Source organism: Hyphomicrobium facile (genome assembly GCF_900116175.1).
Taxonomy (GTDB): Bacteria; Pseudomonadota; Alphaproteobacteria; order Rhizobiales; family Hyphomicrobiaceae; genus Hyphomicrobium_B; species Hyphomicrobium_B facile.
Window position 1 is genome coordinate 278,947 of the sequence record NZ_FPCH01000002.1, and the last position, 22,370, is coordinate 301,316.

Annotated in this window: 20 protein-coding genes; 8 read left to right on the forward strand and 12 right to left on the reverse strand. The window is 57.8% G+C overall.

The window, feature by feature from the left end; all coding sequences use genetic code 11:
- Nucleotides 1-2: 2 nt before the first annotated feature.
- The 4 genes from BM399_RS08415 to BM399_RS21125 all read right to left on the reverse strand — a co-directional run bounded on the left by BM399_RS08415 (nt 3) and on the right by BM399_RS21125 (nt 4,111).
- Nucleotides 3-209 carry a hypothetical protein gene (locus tag BM399_RS08415; protein ID WP_092867036.1) on the reverse strand — a complete coding sequence of 69 codons (207 nt, stop codon included), beginning with the start codon at nt 207-209 and terminating at the stop codon, nt 3-5.
- Between the two features lie 154 nt (nt 210-363).
- Nucleotides 364-1,542, reverse strand: coding sequence for a sugar transferase (locus BM399_RS08420; protein ID WP_177228087.1), 1,179 nt, complete (start codon nt 1,540-1,542; stop codon nt 364-366).
- Between the two features lie 596 nt (nt 1,543-2,138).
- The gene (locus BM399_RS08425) at nt 2,139-3,623 is read right to left on the reverse strand and encodes an O-antigen ligase family protein (RefSeq protein WP_177228088.1); all 1,485 of its coding nucleotides are present in this window, start codon (nt 3,621-3,623) and stop codon (nt 2,139-2,141) included.
- A gap of 65 nt (nt 3,624-3,688) precedes the next feature.
- A complete protein-coding gene (locus BM399_RS21125; protein ID WP_177228089.1) occupies nt 3,689-4,111 on the reverse strand; it encodes a FecR family protein in 423 nt (140 codons plus the stop codon).
- A 160-nt stretch (nt 4,112-4,271) separates the two neighbouring features.
- On the opposite strand from BM399_RS21125, the gene BM399_RS08430 reads away from it, so the two are divergent.
- The 5 genes from BM399_RS08430 to BM399_RS08450 all read left to right on the forward strand — a co-directional run bounded on the left by BM399_RS08430 (nt 4,272) and on the right by BM399_RS08450 (nt 10,251).
- The gene (locus tag BM399_RS08430) at nt 4,272-4,985 is read left to right on the forward strand and encodes a tyrosine-protein phosphatase (RefSeq protein WP_177228090.1); all 714 of its coding nucleotides are present in this window, start codon (nt 4,272-4,274) and stop codon (nt 4,983-4,985) included.
- Between the two features lie 302 nt (nt 4,986-5,287).
- A complete protein-coding gene (locus tag BM399_RS08435) occupies nt 5,288-5,866 on the forward strand; it encodes a polysaccharide biosynthesis/export family protein (protein WP_244531158.1) in 579 nt (192 codons plus the stop codon).
- 88 nt (nt 5,867-5,954) lie between these two features.
- A complete protein-coding gene (locus BM399_RS08440; protein ID WP_244531159.1) occupies nt 5,955-8,243 on the forward strand; it encodes a GumC family protein in 2,289 nt (762 codons plus the stop codon).
- On the forward strand, nt 8,243-8,830 hold the full coding sequence (locus tag BM399_RS08445) for a J domain-containing protein (protein ID WP_143111377.1): 588 nt from the start codon (nt 8,243-8,245) through the stop codon (nt 8,828-8,830). The genes BM399_RS08440 and BM399_RS08445 overlap by 1 nt, the downstream gene beginning before the upstream one ends.
- An 86-nt stretch (nt 8,831-8,916) precedes the next feature.
- Entirely contained in the window at nt 8,917-10,251 is a 1,335-nt protein-coding gene (locus BM399_RS08450) for a tetratricopeptide repeat protein (protein WP_143111378.1), read from the forward strand.
- 2 nt (nt 10,252-10,253) lie between these two features.
- Here BM399_RS08450 and BM399_RS08455 read toward each other — a convergent pair whose 3' ends face one another.
- The 4 genes from BM399_RS08455 to BM399_RS08470 form a co-directional block, all read right to left on the reverse strand.
- On the reverse strand, nt 10,254-10,613 hold the full coding sequence (locus BM399_RS08455; protein ID WP_143111379.1) for a FecR family protein: 360 nt from the start codon (nt 10,611-10,613) through the stop codon (nt 10,254-10,256).
- A 225-nt stretch (nt 10,614-10,838) separates the two neighbouring features.
- Nucleotides 10,839-11,822, reverse strand: coding sequence for a GDP-L-fucose synthase (fcl, locus tag BM399_RS08460; protein WP_092867053.1), 984 nt, complete (start codon nt 11,820-11,822; stop codon nt 10,839-10,841).
- Between the two features lie 15 nt (nt 11,823-11,837).
- The gene (gmd, locus tag BM399_RS08465; RefSeq protein WP_244531160.1) at nt 11,838-12,911 is read right to left on the reverse strand and encodes a GDP-mannose 4,6-dehydratase; all 1,074 of its coding nucleotides are present in this window, start codon (nt 12,909-12,911) and stop codon (nt 11,838-11,840) included.
- 379 nt (nt 12,912-13,290) lie between these two features.
- Complete coding sequence (locus BM399_RS08470) at nt 13,291-15,048, reverse strand: trimethylamine N-oxide permease (RefSeq protein ID WP_092867057.1); 1,758 nt, start codon at nt 15,046-15,048, stop codon at nt 13,291-13,293.
- 250 nt (nt 15,049-15,298) lie between these two features.
- On the opposite strand from BM399_RS08470, the gene BM399_RS08475 reads away from it, so the two are divergent.
- Entirely contained in the window at nt 15,299-15,970 is a 672-nt protein-coding gene (locus BM399_RS08475; RefSeq protein WP_092867059.1) for a helix-turn-helix domain-containing protein, read from the forward strand.
- 68 nt (nt 15,971-16,038) lie between these two features.
- Here BM399_RS08475 and BM399_RS08480 read toward each other — a convergent pair whose 3' ends face one another.
- From BM399_RS08480 to glnT, 4 genes are read right to left on the reverse strand one after another with little or no spacing between them, the layout of a single operon-like run.
- Nucleotides 16,039-17,376: an FMN-binding glutamate synthase family protein gene (locus BM399_RS08480; RefSeq protein WP_092867061.1), complete on the reverse strand. Its 1,338-nt coding sequence runs from the start codon at nt 17,374-17,376 to the stop codon at nt 16,039-16,041.
- Nucleotides 17,376-18,065, reverse strand: coding sequence for a GltB/FmdC/FwdC-like GXGXG domain-containing protein (locus BM399_RS08485; RefSeq protein ID WP_092867063.1), 690 nt, complete (start codon nt 18,063-18,065; stop codon nt 17,376-17,378). Before BM399_RS08485 ends, BM399_RS08480 begins: the two co-directional genes overlap by 1 nt.
- Nucleotides 18,065-18,961 carry a class II glutamine amidotransferase gene (locus BM399_RS08490; protein ID WP_092867065.1) on the reverse strand — a complete coding sequence of 299 codons (897 nt, stop codon included), beginning with the start codon at nt 18,959-18,961 and terminating at the stop codon, nt 18,065-18,067. The genes BM399_RS08485 and BM399_RS08490 overlap by 1 nt, the downstream gene beginning before the upstream one ends.
- Nucleotides 18,962-18,989: 28 nt before the next feature.
- Nucleotides 18,990-20,387, reverse strand: coding sequence for a type III glutamate--ammonia ligase (glnT, locus tag BM399_RS08495; protein WP_092867067.1), 1,398 nt, complete (start codon nt 20,385-20,387; stop codon nt 18,990-18,992).
- 155 nt (nt 20,388-20,542) lie between these two features.
- Between glnT and BM399_RS08500 the strand changes: the two genes are divergently transcribed.
- Together BM399_RS08500 and BM399_RS08505 are read left to right on the forward strand one after the other, a co-directional pair.
- Entirely contained in the window at nt 20,543-21,901 is a 1,359-nt protein-coding gene (locus BM399_RS08500; RefSeq protein ID WP_092867069.1) for an NAD(P)/FAD-dependent oxidoreductase, read from the forward strand.
- Between the two features lie 17 nt (nt 21,902-21,918).
- The gene (locus BM399_RS08505) at nt 21,919-22,314 is read left to right on the forward strand and encodes a RidA family protein (protein ID WP_092867071.1); all 396 of its coding nucleotides are present in this window, start codon (nt 21,919-21,921) and stop codon (nt 22,312-22,314) included.
- Nucleotides 22,315-22,370: the final 56 nt, after the last annotated feature.

Here is a 22,370-nt window from a genome sequence, read left to right on the forward strand (position 1 = left end):
GATCAAATTCTGATGGGCGCAAGCATAGCCTTCGATTGAAGCGACTGGGGTTTCTCGAAATAGCCGATCGTCAGACGAAGGCCCTCGCGCAGCGGCACGGTCGGCTTCCATCCAAGTTCGTCATTGGGCAAACGGATGTCCGGTTGCCCCTGCCTCGGATCATCCTGAAGAAGAGGCTGATAGAGCAGCTTCGATTTCGAACCCGTCATGGACAAAAACGCCAAAAGCTACCGCACTCCGGGTGAAATGAACTCACCGGGCCACTCACAATACCAGTATTCACGCCAAGTGGCGGCAATAGATCGAACTGCTAATTTTACAATCGTCGTCGGTTTACTTCGTCATTGCGTCACTTTTTTTGTACTATGCGACGCGTGCCGTCGGCGCATTCGCTGAGGAAACCTCGTTGTAAAACTGTCTGTCGGTTTCCGCCGGGTTCGGGCAAAAGCCGCTCCGCCGCAGGTCGCGCCATGCTCGAGCGATTGCGAGCGTATTCACACGCTCGCCGAACACGATCATTCCGAACGTCTGCCACAATATTTTAATGTCGAGCTTGAGTGACGCGTTCTTGAGATACCACACATCGAGGGCCGCCTTGTCGGCCGCGGAAATGTCCCGGCCTCCTTCGACCTGCGCACATCCGGTCAAACCAGGCCGGATCATCAGCCGGGCAACGTATTCCGCCGGCTGATCTGCCGGTAAGAGCGGCCGCGGACCGACGAACGACATTTCGCCAGCGAGAATATTGTACAGTTGCGGCAGTTCATCCAAGCGAGTTCGCCGGAATATTCGGCCCCAAAACGTTATGCGCTCGGCTTCCGATAATTTCTGGCCATCGACAGAATGCTCGGCTCGCATGCTGCGGAATTTGTACATGCAGAATGGTATTCCGCCGACGCCTGGGCGCTGCTGCCAAAATACGACGGGAAAGCCCACTTCAACGGCGACGATCGCAGCGACCACCACCATGATCGGCGCGAGCAATACGAGCGAGGCCGCAGCGACCGAAATATCGATAAGCCTTTTGAATCGCCAATAGGGCCGTTTCATCAGGGCGGAAAGACGTTCATCGTCGATTGCAAACGCCGCTCGCCCATCGGGGATTACCCTGAGGCCTCGCGTATTGCCGGTCGCAACTCGCTCAAATCCCAATCGCTCTCCTATGAAGTCGACGATGATGATCGTCGTCTTTTCCAGGTGCAGCAAGGCGTCCCTCACTTCTTGGGCGAGTGAATCAAAAGCCTGGGTGACAGCAATCCGGTTGATGGCTACGCCATGGACCGAAAGCCGCTGAATGACCTCCAGAATATCCTCGGGGTTGCCCAAAATTTGATGACGAAGGACCAGCCTGCCGAGGTGACGGTCATGTGTCCCGAGAATTCCGGCCACTCGCACGCGGTCGTTTCCGAACTCGGCGACAGACCTCAGATAAAGCTCGGTCAGTCTGGACATGCCGATGACCAATACTGTCTCCGCGGCACCCGGGACGATTGGCTTTTGAAACTGCGCGGGGCGGCCCCGGGCGACGTATCGCATGCGCATGAGCACCCGGATTCCGACCAGGCCGCAAATCATCAGCATGCACTGCAATATCGGAAGCGCGCGCGCGATCCCATCCAACCGATTGATCGCAAAATCCACGGCCACCGCCCCGACCACGATCACGACCGAGGCGCTAACGACCCTCAAGTAGTCCGGGAGAGCGGAGAAACGCCAAATCGTCCGATCTAATCCGAACAACGGAATAACGATGATAGAGACGCCGAGAGAGCAGAGAATGTAAGCGAGCTCGGCCGCCTGCCGCTCTCTTGAAATGTCAAAATTATCTCGCAAGATCAGAGCGAAAATCGTCGCCAAGACTATAAGAAAAAGGTCGCAAAATAGCTGAATGAACCGACGCATTATCAAGTGCCCCCCGCAACGCAAAATGAAATTTCCGATTCCCCTTCGCAAGCATTTCCTCTGCAGGCTGTATATCAGCACGCGCATCAGTTAATGGCAATGAGTTGCTTATAGATCCGCGCGGATTCGAAGGATGAAGGCGAGATGTTGCGCTGCGGCTACAACGGCGGCGAGGTTCGCCAATGAACTGAACGTTCGTCGCTCATGTTCAGCGCTCTTTTGCTCCTGCAATCAGCCTATTTTTTTCCGGGCTTGTGTTGGAACGGATCGCTCCGCCACTCGTCAGGCCAATTGATATCGGCGCCCCAGGGCTCACCCGCAGAAGAAGGCCCTTTTTCCGGATAACGCCGTTCAAAGCGAGCCCGGTCTATCGGGTCACCGTGAACGTCAGGAGCTTGTTCGCTCGCGTTCACGCCGGCGAACGGCCTAACCAACAAGCCGCATGAAAATGCGAACACCACTGCTATCGCGGTCGTTCGCAGGGCGTAATCGACTAGAGCATGCGCGCTCAAAAGCACAACAACGAAAAGTGCCGCCCTTTCCCAAAGAACATCAGTGGCGAAAGCCTTCGCAGTTGGACGCCGCCAAAGCTCGAAGCATCGCCATACGATCCATGCGCCGAAGAGCAACATCATGAGCAAGCCCGGCAATCCTGCTTCAAGCGCCGCCTCGAGGATATCGTTGTGCGCATGGTTCGCGTACGCCGCGAAGACATCTGCAGGCCGCTCGAACATGCCGTAAACATCGACGAATGTTCCCATGCCAGACCCAAACGGCATAAAGGCTCGCGCAGCCTCAAAAGTGTTTCGGGCAAACGGCAATCGCGCGTCGTCGAGGGTATCACTTCCGAAACGCTCTAGAATGCGCAGAAGGGCAAACTGCAGCGCAAAAATCATCGATACTACAACGGCCGCAGCAAACACTTTGCCTGACCGCAGCCCGGTGCCACGATGGGGATCAAAACTGGCCAACGGCCAAGCGAGCAGCAGAGCCGCCATTGTGAGACCGAGGCCAGCGCGCGATCGCGCCACGAGCTGGGCCGCGATCAAAATCACAAGCACGACAAATCCAGCGATCAGGGGCAGTAGCGCGGCGGGCTCGAACAAGCGCTTCCGGCTGTTGAACCCTGCATCGATAATCAAGGCGCTTGCGAGAACGGTAAGGCAATAAAGAAGGGCGGCAAAATGATTGCGGTTTGCGAAGAAGCCGACGGCCTCGCTGGGGTTCGTATATTCGAAGAAGCGCAACGGACTGTTGGGCCCCTGAGCGACCTGGATCAGCCCAAGGCATGCGCTCAGGAGGCCGATACTCAATACGAGATAACTTAGTTGCCGGCGATCGATATTGCTCAACGACACTGTACCAAGGAACACTGCGAGCGGCGGCATTAATGCGGCAAGGCTGAGCCACGTGCCCGTTGGATAAGCCGTAATTGGCGCCCATTGTCCTTTATTCCCGGCGACCTCGAAGGCGGCCGCCACATTGGCCCTCTCAGGAAGATGGGACCAAATTGCAGGAGGAAGCGGCACCAGTTGCAGCAACGGCACGAGGACAATCGCGACACAGAACGCAAGTATTGCGTTCGTCTCTTTCGTCCTTTCAAGACCAAGGATCCGTGTCGATGCGAGGAGCAGCAAAGGTATCGAAGCAAGCTGCAAAATGCTGTCGGACAGGAAGCCCGCGCGCGTGCCGCCACCCAGCAAGAGGCTGGCCGCAATCACGAACCCGCAAAGTACTCCGACGACGCCCTGTCTCTTCAGAAGATCGAGAAATGCCCGGCGCAGCGTCAGGGACTGGCGGGTTGATTCACGTGCACTATTACCCCTATTCCGCCACCCACGACGAGACTGCCAACGATCAAAGCGTGATCCGGATCTCGCGCCACTGTTTCGCATTTCACTTCAGGCGTGTCCTTCAGGCTGCCGACAGCGCAGCCCCGGCTACAAGGATTGTCGGCGCCGATGATGAAAACGGAATGTGGCCCAACCTTTACCAGACATTGGCCGGCATATGTGATCTCTGCGCTGCTGGCCGGCCCAACCATGACGGTATCTCCGGGATTTCCCTCGGTGCCCGCAACGGTTTTATGAAAGCCTTCGCCGCGATTGATCGAAACCGCGCCAGAAACGAAGGTTATTGTCGCGGTCGACGCCGCAGCATAGGAACTCAGCTGCCAGAAGGCAGCAATCAACGCAAACAACATACGCATTACGCGAACCTCGTACGCAACACAGCCGAGATAACGTCTCATTACGCTAACACAAAGATCGTGGTTTATAAGGCCCGATCACTTGGCGGCGGATCAAAAAATTCCGTCACCGAGATAATATTGCCACGTTAGTTCTTCCACCTCATTGTACGGATCATCCGTGATCGACCTTCATTGCCATCTGCTTCCCAGCATAGACGACGGACCTAACGACCTTGCCATATCGCTCGAGATGGCAAGAACCTTCGTGGCCGACGGCGTCTCGATTGTGGCGTGTACGCCGCATATTTTTCCCGGCATTTATCCGAATACCGGTCACGAGATACGCTACCGCGTCGAACTCTTGCAAAACGCGCTAGATGCTCATGAAATTCCGCTCCGCCTAGTTTCCGGGGCGGACATTCACATGATGCCGAATTTCGTTTCTGGCTTGCGTACGGGCGAGCTGATTTCCCTCAACGACACGCGTTATGTGCTTGTCGAACCTCCGCATCACGTCGCACCGCCACGACTTGAGCATTTCTTCCGCGAACTAATCGACGCGAACTATGTTCCTGTTCTCACTCACCCTGAACGCCTTTCGTGGATCAAGACAGGCTATCCCGTAATAGCCAAGCTCGCCGATGCGGGGGTCTGGCTGCAAATTACGGCCGGGTCTCTCACCGGAGATTTCGGCAGCCGCGCCAAGTACTGGGCAGAACGATTTCTCGATGAACGGCTGGTAAAAATACTCGCGACCGACGCCCATGATATGCTCCGACGACCTCCTATTTTGAGCAAAGGATACGAAGCCGCCGCACGCAAGATCGGCGCCGCCGAAGCGAAACGCTTGGTACTGACGAATCCAACTGCTATACTTTTCGAAGGGAAATGAAGTCACATCGCGGCATCATTTGAGGCATCACGTCCGGCGGGGGGCGGAAATTCATGTTCGTAGCGTCGTGTAGATTTTCTAGTCCACTGAAGCCCGAAACCGCCAGGCGCATCGGGCCTGTGCTTATCGCTTCTGTTTTTACTGCATTATTGTCGGGCTGTGGCGCGACGTTGCCGGAGGGGCAGCTCACCCCTATTGAGACGAGTTCCTCTTCTAACGCTCAGAAAGTCGGCCGCGTCGAAACCGCGTCGTTGCGCACGTCTCCTGATGAAAAATTTGCCGTCACAAAAGCGGCGGACGTCATGACGTCTGCGTCGGTTGCGGGCGCGAGCGGGTACAAAATTGGTCCGCAAGACGTTTTGGATATTTCAGTCTTCAAGGTCCCGGAACTTTCCAAGAGCCTGCAGGTCGCGGATTCCGGCAACATCAATTTGCCCTTGGTCGGGGAGATGCCTGCTGCTGGTCGAACGCCTGAGGAACTCGAGGCGGATCTTACAAGGCAATTGGGCCGCAAATACCTGCAGTCTCCGCAGGTGACCGTTTACGTCAAAGAATACAATAGCCAGCGGATTACTGTTGAAGGCGCGGTCAAAAAGCCGGGCGTATATCCATTTCGCGGCAAAGGGTCCTTGCTGCAATACCTCGCAATGGCGGAGGGCCTCGACTCGCTCAGCTCCGATTCAACCGTTCTCGTGTTTCGGCAGATTTCGGGAAAACGCGCCGCCGCGAAATTTGATATCAGCCAAATTCGAGCGGGCAAAGAGGACGATCCGGCCGTTCAATCAGGCGACGTTATCGTCGCTGGAACGTCCGCTACCAAAGAGACCTTCAATACAATCATGAAAGTATTGCCTCTTGCCGCTGTCTTCACTTTCCTTTGACTCGGGTGCGACGCCTAATTCGGCGGCCAACAGGCTGTAGTTTGTGAAAATGAGAGAGATTGGCGCGGATTCGGAGAACCCAAAATCGGTGCGCCTCGTACCGACGGCAGATGCCGCGCTCATTCCTCGCGATCCTTATGGCTCGATCGGCGACTATCCAGGCTACGGAAGCCAGGATGCGGGCTTCGGCTCTTACGAGCTCGCGGAGCTCTGGCGCATCGTCAATAAGCGAAAGTGGATCATCCTTGGGATCGTGATCGCTTCGGTTTCTATCGGGGCGGTGCGTACCCTGATGGAGACCCCGCTCTATAATTCGACTGTGCGCATTCAGATTGATAGAACCGTATCGAAAGTTGTCCAAAGCGGCGATGTGTCCGCCGACAACTTCGACTATGATTTCTTGCGGACGGAATATGAGCGCTTGAGCGGGCGGATGATGGCTGAGCGCGTCGCATCGGCCTTGAAGCTCGGCGATGACAGTGACTTTCTTCGGCCTCGCGCAGTCACATTGCGCGCGCTTGTAACGCATTTCCTGTCCCGTCCGGCAGCTTCGCCGCAGATTTCCAATAGGGGAGATAACGAACGCGCCGCTGCCGGCGTCGTTCAGGACAATCTCGCCGTGAGGCCGGTGAACGGATCACGGATGGTCGATCTCACCTACACCGATCCCAATCCGGTGCGGGCTCAAAAAATAGCGACCGCTTATGCAGACGCGTACATTGCGTCAAATCTCGACAAGCGTTTTGAGGCCAATGCCTACGCCAAGACGTTCCTCGAGGATCAGCTCAAGCAATTGAAGTTGCGCCTCGAAAACTCCGAGAGGGACCTTCTCGACTTCGCGCAAAAAGAACAGATCGTGGCTGTGAACGAGAAGTCGTCGACGGGAGAAGCCAATCTCTCGGCTGCAAACGCCGCTCTCGGCAGTCTCATTTCGGAGCGCATCAAGAACGAACAGCTTTGGAGACAGATCGAAGCGATACCCACCGATGCGGCCAAGCTGCCTCAGGTACCGCAGTTGCTGTCCAACGGCGTTATCGATGGACTTCGTGCGCAGCGTAACGCACTCGTGACCGAATATCAGGAAAAGCTGGAGACGTTTAAGCCCAGCTATCCGGCGATGATACAGATCAACAACAAGATAAAGGAAGTCGATCGGCAGCTTGCGGGCGAAGTCGGAACGATCAAGAACACCCTGAAAGCCGCATACCAATCTTCGCTCAGCCAAGAGAACGAAATGAAGTCTCGTATCGAGACGCTCAAGGTCGAGCTCTTGGATCTCCAAAAGCGCAGCATTCAATATAATATTTTGAAACGCGAGGTCGACACCAATCGAGGCCTCTACGACGGTCTGCTGCAGCGCTACAAGGAGGTCGACGTCGCGGGCGGCGTCGGCGCCAACAACGTATTCATTGTCGACAAGGCCGAAGTGCCAGGCGCGCCATTTTCGCCCAACCTGTCCCGCGCCCTGCTCATGGCGTTCGCGCTCGGCCTCGGCGTTGCGGCCTCGGCCGCATTCGTGCTCGAGAAGCTCGACGACACGATCAGCACGCCGGAACAAATCGAAGGCATTTCCGGCATCGCGACAATTGGGATCATTCCGAAGCTCGGAAAGAAGGCGACGATCGAATCCGAACTCGCGGACCCTCGCTCGGCTCTGTCGGAAGCCTATCGATCGCTTTGCACGGCTGTTCAATTTTCTACCGAGAGCGGATTGCCGAAGACGCTGCTCGTTACAAGTTCGATGCCGGGCGAAGGGAAATCGACAACGTCGCTTGCGATGGCCAAGCATTTCACCGCCCTCGGCCTCAAGGTGTTGCTTGTCGATGCTGATTTGCGGAATGCCTCGCTGCACATCAAGCTCGGGATACAGGAAGGCATAGGACTTAGCGATTATCTGGCTGGACACTGTTCGCCGCCTGAAGCCTTCCGGAAGACCGATTTCTCGAACCTCGCGTTCATGGCGTCCGGCAGCGTCTTCCCGCATGCCGGCGACTTGCTCGCCAGCCCTCGCCTCATGTCGCTTCTCTCCATTGGACTTGAGGTATTCGATCTGATCGTCATCGACGGCCCCCCCGTCATGGGACTCGCCGACGCGCCAATTCTCGCGAATGCCACTGCCGGAACGATATTTGTCGTCGGGGCCGGTCAAGGCCGTAAGGCTGTCGTCCGCGGAGCAATTCGACGGCTGCGGATGTCTCGCGCAACCGTTATCGGCTCAGTCCTGACCAAATTTGACGCGCGGGCGTCCGGATACGGACGGGAATACGGGTCGAGCTATGGTGACGGCTACGATGCGAGCCCGCGGCGCAACGCACCTTCCTTCAACGCTCCTGACAAACATCATCCCCAAATCGCAGCTCGGCAAGAGAACATGTAATGCAGGACCTGACTGCATTGAGAGTTGCCATAGACATTCTGCAAGTGCCGTCTCGCATGCACGCGACGAGGTCAAAGCCTTTGCCTGACGGTGTTGGGCTTCTCCTCTCTGTTGCGGCCGGCGATGAACAGGTGACGGCGAATGCATCTCGAACGACGGCGAGATCTCCAGAATTCCTGCTCGAAGCGGCGCAATTTTTTGTCGAGCAAATTCTGCTGTCACCGACTTCCGACAGCTATCGCATTCTGGGGGCTGACCGTACCGCTACCGCCATTGAGCTGAGGCGAAACATGGCTCTGCTGCTCAAAATTCTGCATCCCGATCATTATCAAAACGTTCAGCGCTCGATTTTTGCAGGGCGCGTTACCGAGGCCTGGAACAATCTGAAGACCCTCGAGCGCCGCAATACCTACGACGCGGGTCGCGACACGCACGCCGAAGAAGAACACTCCCGAGTACCGGCGAACCGAGCGGCACAATGGCCTCCGGCGATCGCTCGCCATTCGCAATCGAGCTCTCGCCCCATCAGGAGGCGGAGACCGCTGCGGCGCGCATTGTTAGATTTTCTGGCTCACTTCAGGGCCTGAACGCCATTCAACCTCCAGCCAGGTGGATGTCTGGTTCATCGAGAAGAGTTCCGGATGTTTGAATACGGAGCGGTTTGAAACATCAAATGACCAGGCGCTTCCTTGTATTTTCGATAGGGGTGGCACTCGTTTGGCTGGTCGCCTCCAAAAGCTTTGTCGCTTATTTGGCTATCACCGCGCCGGACAAGGCGCTGCGGGTAAGCTCCAGCAATTCGACTGCGCTTCTGAATTTAGCCGACCAAGCTCTCGCTCCGAACGACGCTGCCGCTGATATAACGAACGTCGAGAAAGAGGGTGTCCTCGGCGGGTTATCAAAAGCTGCCTCTGGTTCTTCGCGAGCTTCGGATCAACAGGTGGCCGCGTGGGCGAAGACGGCGCTCGCGAACGAGCCCTTCAACGCTCGGGCCTATCGAATTCTGGGCGAAATTGCAGAGCGTTCCGGCGATCTTCGTTCGGCAACCAAGCTGATGAGCGCCGCGGCCCGTCATTCTCTCCATGAAAGCAAGGCTGTTTACTGGCTGATGCGCAAAGCCTTCGAACAGAGGGATTTCCGGACGGCCACTTACTACGCAGATGTCCTCCTCAGGACGCAGGAGCAAGCCAACGAACATATCGTACCGCTTCTCGCAAAGATTGCCGAAGACAAAGACGGCACGAGCGAAGTCAAAGCGTTGCTGAGGACGAACCCGCCATGGCGCAGGCAATTCTTCGCGACACTTCTCAATAGCGTCACGCACGCGCGGACGCCGCTCGATCTTCTGCTTAGCCTACAGGACAGCCCCAATCCGCCGACCACGGTGGAGTTGCGAACATATCTCGATTTTCTCATCGACCATCAATTCTACGACCTCGCCTATAGTGCGTGGTTGCAGTTTCTCTCGGCAGGTGACCTGCAACGGGTCGGCTTTCTGTTTAACGGGAGCTTTGAGAGCATGCCTTCAGGCTTGCCTTTCGATTGGGTTATCACGCCGGGATATGGCGTGACGATCGACATTGCCGAGAGGCCTCCGCTGACCGCATTCGATACCGTGGCCGACCGGTCATCCGAACAAAGTAACGAGCGCGCTCTGTTCATTGAGTTCGGCTATGGACGCGCCGAATTTCAGCCCGTGTGGCAACTCCTGATGCTCGCTCCCGGTGACTATAAGCTGAGCGGCCAGTACCAAGGACAACTACAGGGCCGCCGCGGATTAATCTGGCGCACCGATTGCGCGGATAACAGCGCACAACTCGGCCAGAGCGATATGTTGCTGGGCGTCGCTCCGGCATGGAAGAGCTTTGAATTCGACTTCAAAGTCCCGAACACCGGATGTCGCGCGCAAAAACTTCAGCTCGTCCTGGACGCGCGCTCGGCGTCAGAGCAGATGATCTCAGGCTCAATCTGGATCGATGACATTAAAATCGTGAGAAGGAAGCCGTGACCTCACGGGCCGATCGCACGTGCATCTTGGAAATCGACTCGACCTGACGCACTGCGGGCATTCGGAATGCTGTCGTTATTACCGTTTGATCCGGCGGCGCAGGGCGATGGTCCGCCGTGGATCAAGAGCGCTGAGCCGGACTCAACAGTGAAATGGCAGCCGTCGCCAAATAAGACCTGGGCTTGACCGTTTGGCTTGGCGAATATCGTATCGCCGATCTTAAGTTCGTCGTGTCCGGTAACCGGCGTGAAGCCGGAGCCGTGATTGACGAAGACTTCTCCCCGCGCGAACGTGATGTTTTCCGCCCTCAGGGATGGTGCAACAAAAAGCGTGGCGATGGATGCGCCGATAAACAACGCCAAGGAATTTCGTACCATTGCAACCCCGCGCATCGACCGAAGCGAATCAATTGATCAGAAGATAACATTCGCTAGTTGAGCGCAGTTGTCTGCACAATGACGATTGGCGCGTTGCCCACAGCGCCCGGCTATTACTCCGTGTTGCCCACAGCCACTGCCGATTTGTCCACAGGCGCGCACAGTCATTGCACGGAAGACGCTAGGCGTCGCCGGCCGAAAGATTTTGATTCAGGCCGCCTCACCGGACGCAAGATAATTCCGGTACGTGCTTTCCAGACCCTGTTCAAAACTGATCTGCGGCCGCCAGCCGAGGGCCTTGAGCTTCGACCCGTCCATCAGCTTTTGCGGCGTCCCATCTGGTTTGGACAAGTCATGCGCAATCTCGCCGTCGAAACCAACGACCTTGCATATGACTCTCGCAAGGTCAGCGATTGAAATGTCTTCGCCCGATCCAACGTTGATGTGTTCGTCTTCGGAATAGAATTTCAAAATGTGCACCAGCGCGCCGGCGCAATCCTCCGCGTGTAGAAACTCGCGGCGCGGCTTACCCGAACCCCAGATGACGAGAGACTTCGCGCCGGACATCTTGGCCTCGTGCGTCTTGCGTATGAGGGCCGGAATAACGTGGCTTGTATTGAGATCGTAATTGTCGCCCGGCCCATACAGGTTGGTCGGCATTGCGGAAACAAAATCGCAACCGAATTGACGACGATAGGCTTGACCGAGCTTGATGCCCGCGATCTTTGCGATCGCATACCACTCGTTCGTCGGCTCGAGCGAGCCGGTGAGAAGCGCCGCTTCGACGATCGGCTGATCGGCGAACTTCGGATAGATGCAAGACGATCCGAGAAAAAGCGCCCGTTCGACACCGTGGTCTGCGGAGCTCTTCGTCACGTTCGCCGCGATCATCAGGTTGTCATATAGAAAATCCGCAGGATAGGAGGCGTTCGCCAGAATGCCCCCGACCTTGGCGGCGGCCAGCACGACGACCTCCGGGCGTTCGCGTTTGAAGAACGCAGCCACTCCAGATGAATCCCGGAGATCCAATTCGCTTCGCGGAGACGTTAGGATCTCGCAGTGCTCGTCCTGCAATCGCCGCGCGATTGCCGAGCCAACCATGCCACGATGTCCGGCAAGGAAAACTCTTTTGCCCCGGAGATCGTAGCGGTATGCGGATCCGATCGCAGGCAAGCTCTCGTCTATGACTGCCATGATTTTCGGCCTGCTTCAGCTTGCGGTACGGTCTTTGCGCCAAGATTCTCTGGCGACCGCTTTCATATCGCTCTCCACCATTTCGGAGACAAGCTGCTTGAAATCCGTCTTATGAGTCCATCCCAGCTTTTGGCGCGCCCTTGACGGATCGCCCCACAGCTCCTCCACTTCGGTCGGGCGGTAGTATCGCTGATCAATGCGCACAAGGTCTTTTCCGGACTTCTCATCCACGCCGATTTCGTCTTTGCCGGAACCTTGCCACTTGATCCGGCGGCCGACTTTTTCAAACGCCAGCTCGACGAACTCGCGAACGGAATGCATCTCGCCCGTTGCGATGACATAGTCGTCCGGCTCCGGTTGCTGCAAAATGAGCCACATCGCCTCAACGAAATCCCGCGCGTGCCCCCAATCTCGCTTGGCGTTCAAATTGCCAAGATACAAACGTTCTTGAAGCCCGAGCTCAATCCCAGCAATTGCCCGGGTGATTTTGCGCGTCACGAACGTTTCGCCGCGCGTCGGGCCTTCGTGATTGAACAATATGCCGTTGGACGCGTGGAAGCCATAGGCCTCGCGGTAGTTGACCGTGATCCAGTAGCCGTAGAGCTTGGCCGCCGCGTAAGGAGAACGCGGATAAAACGGCGTTGTTTCACGCTGAGGTTTCTCTTGGACCTTACCGTAAAGTTCCGATGTCGACGCTTGGTAGAAGCGAACTTTGTCGCCCATGCCCAAGATCCGGATAGCTTCGAGAATACGCAGAGGGCCGAGCCCGTCGGAATTTGCGGTATATTCCGGTGTCTCGAAGCTCACTGCCACGTGGCTTTGCGCAGCGAGATTATAAATCTCCGTCGGAGCAATCTCCTGTATTAGACGGATAAGATTGGTCGCGTCGGTCAGATCGCCATAATGAAGAAAAAACCGTGTCTGTTCCTCGTGCGGGTCCAAATAGAGGTCGTCAATTCGCTCAGTGTTGAACGATGACGAGCGTCTCTTTACGCCGTGGACCGTGTAGCCCTTATCGAGAAGAAGCCGAGCGAGATAGGCGCCGTCTTGACCGGTAACCCCGGTAATCAGTGCACATCGTTTCGTCACTTTTGGATTTCCCCCGCGGTCACTCAGATGACGCGGCGGCTTGCGCCGCAGCCCCCTCAGCATTCTTCCGATTTGACGTTTTCCCAGTCAATGGCGATGCGCTGCAACCACACCGCTGAAGGCATTAAGTCCCACACTTCCGGGGGAAGCGAAATCAGAAACCGAGTCGGCCACTCGGAACCCGCGATGTCACTGAATCTTATTCACATCCAACCGCCCTGAGGCGTTGGGATGTTGTCAAGGCAACAATCAGTTCACTCAGAGTGAGACCATGAGTTGCCTCTACTCGACCCAAAAAACAAAGCTGCGGGAGCAAGCCCCCGCAGCAACTTTTCGTCTGAGGAACACTTTCGAGCCCGGGGTCGTCCGCCCCCGAAAGCTATGGCGTAGGAGGAAGCTGGAAGTAATAGTGCGATGAGAGAACGACACCGGCTGCCAGGAGGAGCGTAAGGTAGGGAAGGAACCCAGCGCGGCGTTCACCCAAATCCTGGCTCTTGAGATCCAGGTCTTCGAGCATGTGGTTCGGGAATTTGCCGCCATCCTGAATGTAGTGCCGATAGAGGAACACCGGGATGATCAACGCGGCGAATATCAACCCGTACCAAAGTGCATTCGGATTGCCCCATACTTTGGCGCCCGCTCCCATGAGTGCAAGGTTTACGAAGCCAAGGAACGCACCAAGCGCGACGAGCCAGTTCGGCGCGCGGTAGGGACGCGGGATATGCGGGCTATCGATGCGGTGAATCCAGGTCGACTGCAGGTTCAGGAAGATGAAAAGCATGTAGCCGACATTCGAGATCGACAGGATCAAATAGTAGGCGGTGGCGTCCGAGGCAGCGAACGTCAGCAGACCGAGATTGAAGACCAAGTCCGTCCACATGGCCCGGGTCGGCGCGCCATGCTCGTTGACGTGTCCGAGGTATTTCGGGAGCCAGCCATCGACGCCACCCTGGTAGAGGGTACGCGAAGAACCAGCCATCGCCATCATGATCGCGAGGATCAAGGCGAGGATCATCATCATCTCGAGGAGATGGACGACGATCGCGTTGTTCCCGCCTACCATGTCGCCCATGGCTGCTGCAACGCCCGTTCCGTCGACGATGCCAGGCTGCGTCATGCCTTCAAGGCCGAGATGCCCTTGGAATGAGGCCGCGACGAGCGAGTAGACCACGACGCAAAGGATGCCCGCGGCGATGATCGCTTTCTTCGTGTCAGCAGCGGGATTTTTGAATTCACGCGTATAGCAAACGGCCGTCTCGAACGCGTAGCTCGACCAGCCTGCAATGAACAGCGCGCCGAGGAACATGGTCCAGCCGGCATTGTCCCAGGCCCCGTTTGGGGGGACCAAAGGCGTGAAGTTCGAATATTCGACGTTGCCGGTAAGAAACGGCACGATGCCGACGATCAGCATCGGCACGATCACGAGCAGTCCGATCCACATCTGGATGCGGGCCGTTCCGAGAATGCCGCGATGCTGTACAGCGAAAGTGGCGAGCATCAAGGCCGCGCCAATGAAGAACGTTGCCCCGACCTCGATCTTCGCCAAGCCGAAGAACGAGAAATCCAAAAGCTTAAATGAGCGGATGAATGGCGTTGCATCTGCGGTCAGCGCGGTGATTGCAATGTTGGCCGCCTCTGCGCCCGACTTGCCGGCAATCGCTGCTGCATTCGACGCATCTTGCAGCCACGCAAGCACTTGCGGAGACTCCGCCGTAAATGAGGGGAGTGGCGCGATCGCATTGAGAATGTATCCGGCGGCGACGGCGCAACCGAGCGACAACACCGGCGTCCAGGCAAACCAATTGCACCAGACGGAAAGCGGCGCGATGAGCTTGCTGTAGCGCAGCCACGCGGCAGCGCCGTAAACAGCCGCTCCGCCCGACTTGTTTGCAAACAGCCCGGCGATTTCGGCGTAGCTGTAGGACTGGATCAGGCCCATCAGGACCGAGATCATCCACACGAGGAAGGCAAGCTTGCCTGCCGTCGCCCCCATCCCGCCGATCGAGATCAAAACCAGCGCTGGAACGCCACTGGCGATCCAAAAAGCACCTTTCCAGTCTAGCGTTCGATGCAGGCCATGGGTGTCGGCGCTCGCGGCGCCCACACCCATGTCCCGCGTTTGTGTCGCGATGGTCATGCGAAGATCTCCCCTTCAGATTCTTGACGCGTGCTCTGTCAAAACATCGCGCGACATATTCACAAAGATGCATTATATGCAAGTATTTTGCATAGACTGCATCTTGAAATTTTCGATATTCTGTTTGTTTTGCAGTCGCGAAGAGCAATAAATGGGCGCTTATTGCACGTGCGTTGGCCACCACGACGGTGTTTGCTTTCGAGCCGGCCCGCTTTAATGGATAATTCGAGAACTCAGAAAAGGGCGACGAATGACAAAAGAAAAGGCCGGCCTCAAAGCGCGGCCCACAACGCGAAAGTCGTCTGCCGAGAAGGCCGCCGTCAACGAGCTCAACAATCGCCACGACTTGGCGCATGTTCCGCTGGAGCAACGAATAGGCGCTGTCATCAAGCGCCGAAGGTTGGAGTCAAATCTCACGCTCTCCGATCTCAGCACCGGCGCGGGGCTCTCGAGCGCGATGCTCAGTCGAATTGAAAACGGCATGGCGACCGCAAGTCTCGACGCTCTCGAGCGCTTGTGCGCCGCCGTCGGCATTGGGCTGTCGGATCTTTTCAAGGAAACAGAGACCAAGCAGGGCAGTGCGCAACTCGTGAAGCGCACCGAACAGATGGAAGTCGTTCGCGTCGGCACCAAGTTTGGCCACACATATCGCCTTCTCTCCTATGACCGGGGACCGCGAAAGCTGTTCGAGCCGTTCTTCATCGAGATGGACAAGAAGAGCGAGACGTATCCCCGCTTCGCCCACCCTGGCACCGAGTTCATCTACATGCTTCAGGGGAGAATGGAGTACCGCTTCGGCGAACATACGTATCTGATCGAGCCCGGCGATGCGTTCACATTCTCCGGTGAGGTCGTGCACGGACCGGAGAAGCTTCTCGACGATCGGATCAAGTTTCTCGCGATCATCTTTTACGGCGAATAAGCCGTTTTCGCCGGCGACGCCGCCCCGTCGTGGACCAGGGCGGCGTCACACACCCGCTGACGAACGCTTCAGAATCCCGGCGATCCGGGGATCCAGTTCGTGCCGGCCAGCGGCACTCTCGCCATAGCGGCAGCTTCCATGGTGAGAGCGACCAGGTCTTCCGGCTCGAGGTTGTGGAGGTGGTTCTTGCCGCAAGCGCGAGCCAGCGTTTGCGCCTCCAGCGTCAGAACCTTCAGGTAGTTCGCCAGCCTGCGGCCAGCGGCGACAGGATCGAGCCTCTCCATCAGTTCCGGCGTCTGCGTGGTGATGCCGGCCGGATCCTTGCCTTCGTGCCAATCATCGTAGCAGCCGGCCGTGGTGCCGAGCTTGTTGTACTCGGCTTCCCAGCGCGGATCGTTGTCGCCAAGGGCGACGAGCGCGGCGGTTCCGATCCCGACAGCATCGGCTCCGAGTGCCAAGGCTTTCGCCACGTCGCCGCCGTTGCGGATACCGCCGGAGACGATGAGCTGCACCTTGCGATGCATGCCGAGGTCCTGAAGCGCTTGCACGGCAGGGCGAATGGCCGAGAGCAGCGGTATGCCCACATGCTCGATGAAGACCTCCTGCGTCGCCGCCGTTCCGCCCTGCATGCCATCAAGGACGATCGCGTCGGCGCCCGACTTCACCGCCAGCTGAACATCGAAGTAAGGCCGGCTGGCGCCGATCTTCAGATAGATCGGCTTTTCCCAGTCCGTGATTTCGCGCAGTTCGTTGATCTTGACTTCCAGATCATCGGCGCCCGTCCAATCCGGATGCCGGCACGCAGAGCGCTGATCGATGCCCTTCGGCAGCTGACGCATCTGCGCGACCCGATCAGAGATCTTCTGGCCGAGCAGCATGCCGCCGCCGCCGGGCTTCGCTCCCTGACCGATGACGATTTCGATCGCATCGGCGCGGCGCAGATCGTCGGGGTTCATACCGTAACGCGACGGCAGATATTGGTAGACGAGATATTTCGATTGGCCGCGCTCTTCCGGTGTCATGCCGCCATCGCCCGTCGTGGTCGACGTGCCCGCGAGACTCGCACCACGGCCCAAAGCCTCCTTGGCGTTGGCCGAGAGCGAACCGAAGCTCATACCCGAGATCGTAATCGGAATGGAAAGCTTGATGGGCTTCTTTGCAAATCTAGAACCGATGACGACTTCGGTGCCGCATTTTTCGCGATACCCTTCGAGGGGGTAGCGAGACATGGATGCGCCGAGCAACAGAAGATCGTCGAAATTCGGCATCCGGCGTTTCGAGCCGCCGCCGCGAATATCGTAGATGCCGGTTGCCGCGGCACGCCGGATTTCGGCGAGCGTCGCGTCGTCGAATGTCGCCGACTTACGAGGCGGCGTTCCGAGCCAGTTTCTCTGGTGCTCTGTCATTAGTACGCTCCGGCATTATCGATATTGAAGTTGTAGAGCTTCCGCGCCGAGCCATAGCGGCGGAATTCGGAGACATCGACCTTGTGGATTTCTCCTGCTGCTTTCAGAAGCTCGCCAAGCTCCGCCTTGTGTTCGTCGCGCATCTCTTTCTCGATGCAATCGGCGCCCAAACTGGCGACTGGTCCGCGAACATAGATGTGCGCTTCGTAAATCGAATCGCCGAGCGCTTCGCCCGCTTCTCCGAATACGACCAAGCGGCCGTTCTGACCCATGAACGCGGAGAGATGGCCGATGTCGCCTTTGACGACGATATCGATGCCCTTCATCGAAATCCCGCATCGCGCCGATGCGTTTCCTTCGACGAGAAGGAGCCCGCCTCTCCCGGTCGCGCCGGCGCTTTGGCTGGCGTCCCCTTTGACGTGGATACGTCCGGACATCATGTTTTCACCGACGCCCTGCCCCGCACTGCCGTCGATCACGATGTTGGCGTACTTGTTCATGCCGCCGCAGAAGTAGCCGACATTGCCGCCAATGTTCACCGTGATGGGCGCATCGACGCCGACCGCGATCGAATGCTCGCCGGCGGGATTGGCGATGGACCAAAGGGTTTCGTTGGTGTCCTTACCGAGCTTGTGCAGAGCTGCGTTCAACTCGCGCACTGACGTTTCTGCTAGATCAACGTTCGGCATCAGGCGTGCTCCCAGAAGTAGACGGTTGCGGGCTTTGGCTCCCACACGCGCGCGGTCTTGATGCCGGGCAGGCACGTGAGAGTTTTGTATTCGGAACCGAACGCGACGTACTCGTCCGTTTCGGCCATGACAGCCGGCTTGCAGGCGATCGGATCTCTGAGGACACCGAAGCCCGTCTCCGTGCCGACAACGAAGGTGAAGAAGCCGTCGAGGTCATCGAGGCTGGATTTCAAGGCTTCGCTGAGCGTCTGTCCGTTCTTCATCTGTCGCGTCAGATAGCCGGCTGCGACCTCGGTATCGTTCTCGGTGCGAATTTTGATACCTTCCCGCCGCAACTCGCGGCGGAGCGAAGCATGATTGGACAGCGATCCGTTATGAACCAGGCACTGATCGGTGGCTGTCGAGAACGGATGCGCGCCGTTGGTCGTCACGGCAGACTCCGTCGCCATGCGCGTATGCGAGATGCCGTGCGTACCGCTCATCTTTGCGATGTCGAATTCGCGGGCGACGTCGTCGGGGAAGCCGACTTCCTTATAAATCTCGAGCCGCTGACCTTCGCTCATGATCGTGACATCCGGCAGATTCTTTGCCAGCCACGCCTCGGCGCGAGGAACGTCTTCCGTTTTTACCGTGACGACCGCGTGTGAGTGGCGCACGCTGACCTGGCCGCCGCCGATCGCCTCCACCAGCAGCTTGGCGGCGCGCGCGATGTCGACTTCCGCAGTGCTGCCTGAGATCGTCAATTTGGTTTGACCGGCCGCGCCGTTTCCGTAGATGGCAAACCCCGCCGAGTCCGGACCCCGGCTGCAAAGCGTCGAAGTCATCTTCGCGAGAAGCTCGCCGAGCCTCGGCTCTAGTTTCGGATCCTTGATGAAAAGGCCCGCAATTCCACACATATCTTTGTCTCCAACTCAGCGTGGTTGTTCAGAAGAAGCTCAAGTAGCGTTTCGTCTCCCAGTCGGAGACGTGGCGGTGGTAGTCGATCCATTCGTCACGCTTGTGGGAGACGAACTCGTCGATGAAATCGGCGCCAAGCGCAGACCTGAAGAAGTCGCTTTGCTCGAGAGCTGTGATTGCTTCGCCAAGCGACTGCGGCAGCACGTCGATCTTGCGATCCGCAATCTCGCGCGGCGTCAGAGCATAGAAGTTGATGTTCTGTGGCGGTCCCGGATCGAGGTTGCGATCGATCCCGTCGAGGCCGGCTGCAATCAACGCCGCCTGCGCAAGATACGGGTTCATGCCGGAGTCGCCGACGCGCAGCTCGATGCGTCCGTAAGGAATGCGCACCATTGCGGTCCGATTGTTGTCGCCGTACGCGACGAAGACCGGCGCCCAGGTCGTACCCGACGCCGTTCGGCCAACGACGAGGCGCTTGTAGGAATTGACGGACGGCGCAAGCAAGGCCGTGAGAGCCTTCGCGTGCGCCAGAATTCCCGCCGTGAATGAATAGGCTAGCTTCGAAAGCCCCATGCCACTCGTGTCGGACTTGTCGTGGAATATATTCCTTCCCTCAGCGTCGGCGAGCGAGCAATGAATGTGCATGCCGTTGCCGGTCATCGAGCTCTTGGGCTTCGGCATGAAGGAGCAGATGGCGCCGAGCTCATGCGCGATCTCTGCGGCCGCCATCTTGAACAAGATGATATTGTCGGCGGAGGTCACGGCGTCGGCGTATTTGAAGTTGATTTCGTACTGGCCGTTCGCGTCCTCGTGATCGATTTGATAAACATCGATCCCTAGCGCCTGCAGGCTTTCCGTCACGCGTTCGAGGAAAACGCGGACTCGGGAGAGCCCCCGATAATCGTACGCGGGCTTCTGCAGACAGTCGGTATCGTCGAGCGGACAGACCGATCCATCGGCGGTACGTTGAAAAAGGCTGAACTCGGGTTCTATGCCGGTGTTGAGCACCCAGCCGCGTTCGCTCAATCGTGCCGTCTGAGCCTTCAGAATGTTGCGCGTATCGATCGGATGCGGCTTGCCATCGACCGTCCCTGTGCCCATCACGCGCGCGTAGCCCGGCGCCCACGGCAAGAGCTTGAGCGTCGACAGATCTCCGACGAGCATGTATTCGGATTCATGCGGCTCTAGGCGAAGTCCGTGAACACCTCCTCCCGCAAATCCCACTCCGTCCGTCAATATATCTTCCAGATGATCGACCGGCACGGATTTGCTCTTGGCGACGCCGTGAATGTCGACAAACTGTGCAAGGACGTAGCGGATATGATTTTGCGTGAGGAATTGCTTCGCTTTTTGAAGGTCGAGTTGTTCTGGCGAGGCCTGTTGGCCTGGCGTCAGCCGCCAATTCCAGTGGTCGAGTGAGTTCATGCGAAACCTCGGACGTTTGGAGCCGCGCTTATGCGCTGTGCGTTTCTTCCCAGTCTCAGCGCATACAATCAACTTGCACGTAGTGCAACTTATTTGTACAAGAATAAACGTCAGATGCGTGGAACTTCGCGCAAAGATCAGGGCCGCCACACACCATGAATGACGAAATCTCAAGCTCCAGCGGCATACGTGCGTTGGATCTCGCGCGCAGAAACGCCACGACAGGCGACCTCAAATTCAAGCCCTATTGGTGGGAAGCGGCCCCGCGTGCGCCGGAGGTGCGAAATCAATTCTTGCCGGCACGCGCCGATGTCGTGATTGTCGGCTCAGGCTTTACGGGCCTCTCCGCAGCCCTGACGCTTCTCAAGAGAGGCCGCTCCGTCATCGTCTTGGATGCCGGCGTGCCTGGAGTGGGCGCGAGCACCCGCAATGGCGGCCAGGTCGGAAGCGGCAACCAAAAATTTCGCGTCGCAAAACTCATCGCGTTGCGCGGCCGGCGGAAGGCGGAGGAGCTTCTGCGCGATGGCACACGCATGCTCGACTATATCGAGCATCTGATCACGACCGAGAACATCGATTGCGCCTTCTCCCGGTGCGGCCGCTTTCGCGGCGCGATGCAGCCCGAGCATTATGAAGCCATGGCGCGCGACATGGAGGATCTCCGCAATATAGCAGGCGTCGAGAGCTTCATGGTGCCGAAGTCCGAGCAGCACAGCGAGATCGGGTCCGATGTTTTCTTCGGCGGTTCCGTTCTTCCGAATGATGCCTCGTTGCACCCCGCCCGCTACCACGCGGGATTGATGGAAAGGATCACCGCACTCGGCGGCGAAATCATCGGCAATGCGACGGTCAATGGCATCAAGCACGATTACGACGGCTTCAAAATCCGCACCGCTATCGATGATATGACGTGCCGCGAAGTCATCGTCGCGACCAACGGATATACCGGCAACATCGTTCCCGAGCTCGGCCGGCGCATCGTTCCGATCGGCTCCGCGCTCATCGCCACGGACGAAATTCCGGAAGCGCTCTTTTCGACCTTGATGCCGAAGCTTCGCGTCTACGGGAATACCAATCGCGTATTCTACTATTATCGCGCGGCGCCCGGAGAACGGCGAGTCGTTTGGGGCGGCCGGGTCGGCAGGCTCGCGCCCGAAACATCCGCGGCCGCATATCGCCATTTGGCGAGAGACATGCTGCATGTGTTTCCCGCGCTTCGCGACACGGCCGTGACGCACGCGTGGACCGGCCAGATCGGATACACCTACGATGAAGTTCCGCACATCGGCCGCACGGCCGGCGGGATTCACTTCGCGCTTGGATATTGCGGCACGGGCGTGTCGCGCGCCACGTACTTCGGTCACAAGATCGCGCTCAAGCTTCTCCAAGATCCGGAAGGCAAGACCGCCTTCGACGATCTCGATTTCCCAAGCTTCCCCTTCCATCCGATTGCCAAGCGAGCCGTGCCGGTCGTCGAGACCTGGTATCGAATTCGCGACGCAGTGAACAAATAAACCTCGAAAGGAGCGACATGACAAAAACCGCCAACAAAAATCAGCGGCTCAACGTTTCATCCGGTGGCGCATACGAATCCGTCTTCGGATATTCGCGCGCCGTGCGCGTGGGGGACGACGTGCACGTTTCTGGAACCTGTGCACCCGCCGGGAATGAGAAAAGCGACGTGTACACGCAAACGCGCGCTGCGCTCGCGATCATCGAGAAAGCTCTCGCCGATGCCGGAGCAACGACGAGCCAGGTCGTTCGAACGGTCGTCTACCTTCGCGATATCAACGACGCCGAAGACGTTGCCAGAGCCCACCTCGAAACGTTCGATGCGATCCGGCCGGCCAGCACGCTCGTGCAAGTTACGTCCATGATGCGGCCCTGGCAAAAGGTTGAGATCGAGGCCTACGCAAAGGTCGTCTGAGCAGGGTGCAAAAAGGCGCCTTGCCCAGACGCTATGACAATTGGGCCTCTACCGGC

Excerpts from the sequence above, each read along its gene's own strand:
- BM399_RS08500 (WP_092867069.1), top strand. The coding sequence starts at position 20,543 with ATGAATGACGAAATCTCAAGCTCCAGCGGCATACGTGCGTTGGATCTC.
- BM399_RS08485 (WP_092867063.1), bottom strand. The coding sequence starts at position 18,065 with ATGCCGAACGTTGATCTAGCAGAAACGTCAGTGCGCGAGTTGAACGCA.
- BM399_RS08415 (WP_092867036.1), bottom strand. The coding sequence starts at position 209 with ATGACGGGTTCGAAATCGAAGCTGCTCTATCAGCCTCTTCTTCAGGAT.
- BM399_RS08420 (WP_177228087.1), bottom strand. The coding sequence starts at position 1,542 with ATGCGCATGCGATACGTCGCCCGGGGCCGCCCCGCGCAGTTTCAAAAG.
- BM399_RS08505 (WP_092867071.1), top strand. The coding sequence starts at position 21,919 with ATGACAAAAACCGCCAACAAAAATCAGCGGCTCAACGTTTCATCCGGT.
- BM399_RS08475 (WP_092867059.1), top strand. The coding sequence starts at position 15,299 with ATGACAAAAGAAAAGGCCGGCCTCAAAGCGCGGCCCACAACGCGAAAG.
- BM399_RS08470 (WP_092867057.1), bottom strand. The coding sequence starts at position 15,048 with ATGACCATCGCGACACAAACGCGGGACATGGGTGTGGGCGCCGCGAGC.
- BM399_RS21125 (WP_177228089.1), bottom strand. The coding sequence starts at position 4,111 with ATGCGTATGTTGTTTGCGTTGATTGCTGCCTTCTGGCAGCTGAGTTCC.
- BM399_RS08490 (WP_092867065.1), bottom strand. The coding sequence starts at position 18,961 with ATGTGTGGAATTGCGGGCCTTTTCATCAAGGATCCGAAACTAGAGCCG.
- fcl (WP_092867053.1), bottom strand. The coding sequence starts at position 11,822 with ATGGCAGTCATAGACGAGAGCTTGCCTGCGATCGGATCCGCATACCGC.
- BM399_RS08480 (WP_092867061.1), bottom strand. The coding sequence starts at position 17,376 with ATGACAGAGCACCAGAGAAACTGGCTCGGAACGCCGCCTCGTAAGTCG.
- glnT (WP_092867067.1), bottom strand. The coding sequence starts at position 20,387 with ATGAACTCACTCGACCACTGGAATTGGCGGCTGACGCCAGGCCAACAG.
- BM399_RS08435 (WP_244531158.1), top strand. The coding sequence starts at position 5,288 with ATGACGTCTGCGTCGGTTGCGGGCGCGAGCGGGTACAAAATTGGTCCG.
- BM399_RS08445 (WP_143111377.1), top strand. The coding sequence starts at position 8,243 with ATGCAGGACCTGACTGCATTGAGAGTTGCCATAGACATTCTGCAAGTG.
- BM399_RS08450 (WP_143111378.1), top strand. The coding sequence starts at position 8,917 with ATGACCAGGCGCTTCCTTGTATTTTCGATAGGGGTGGCACTCGTTTGG.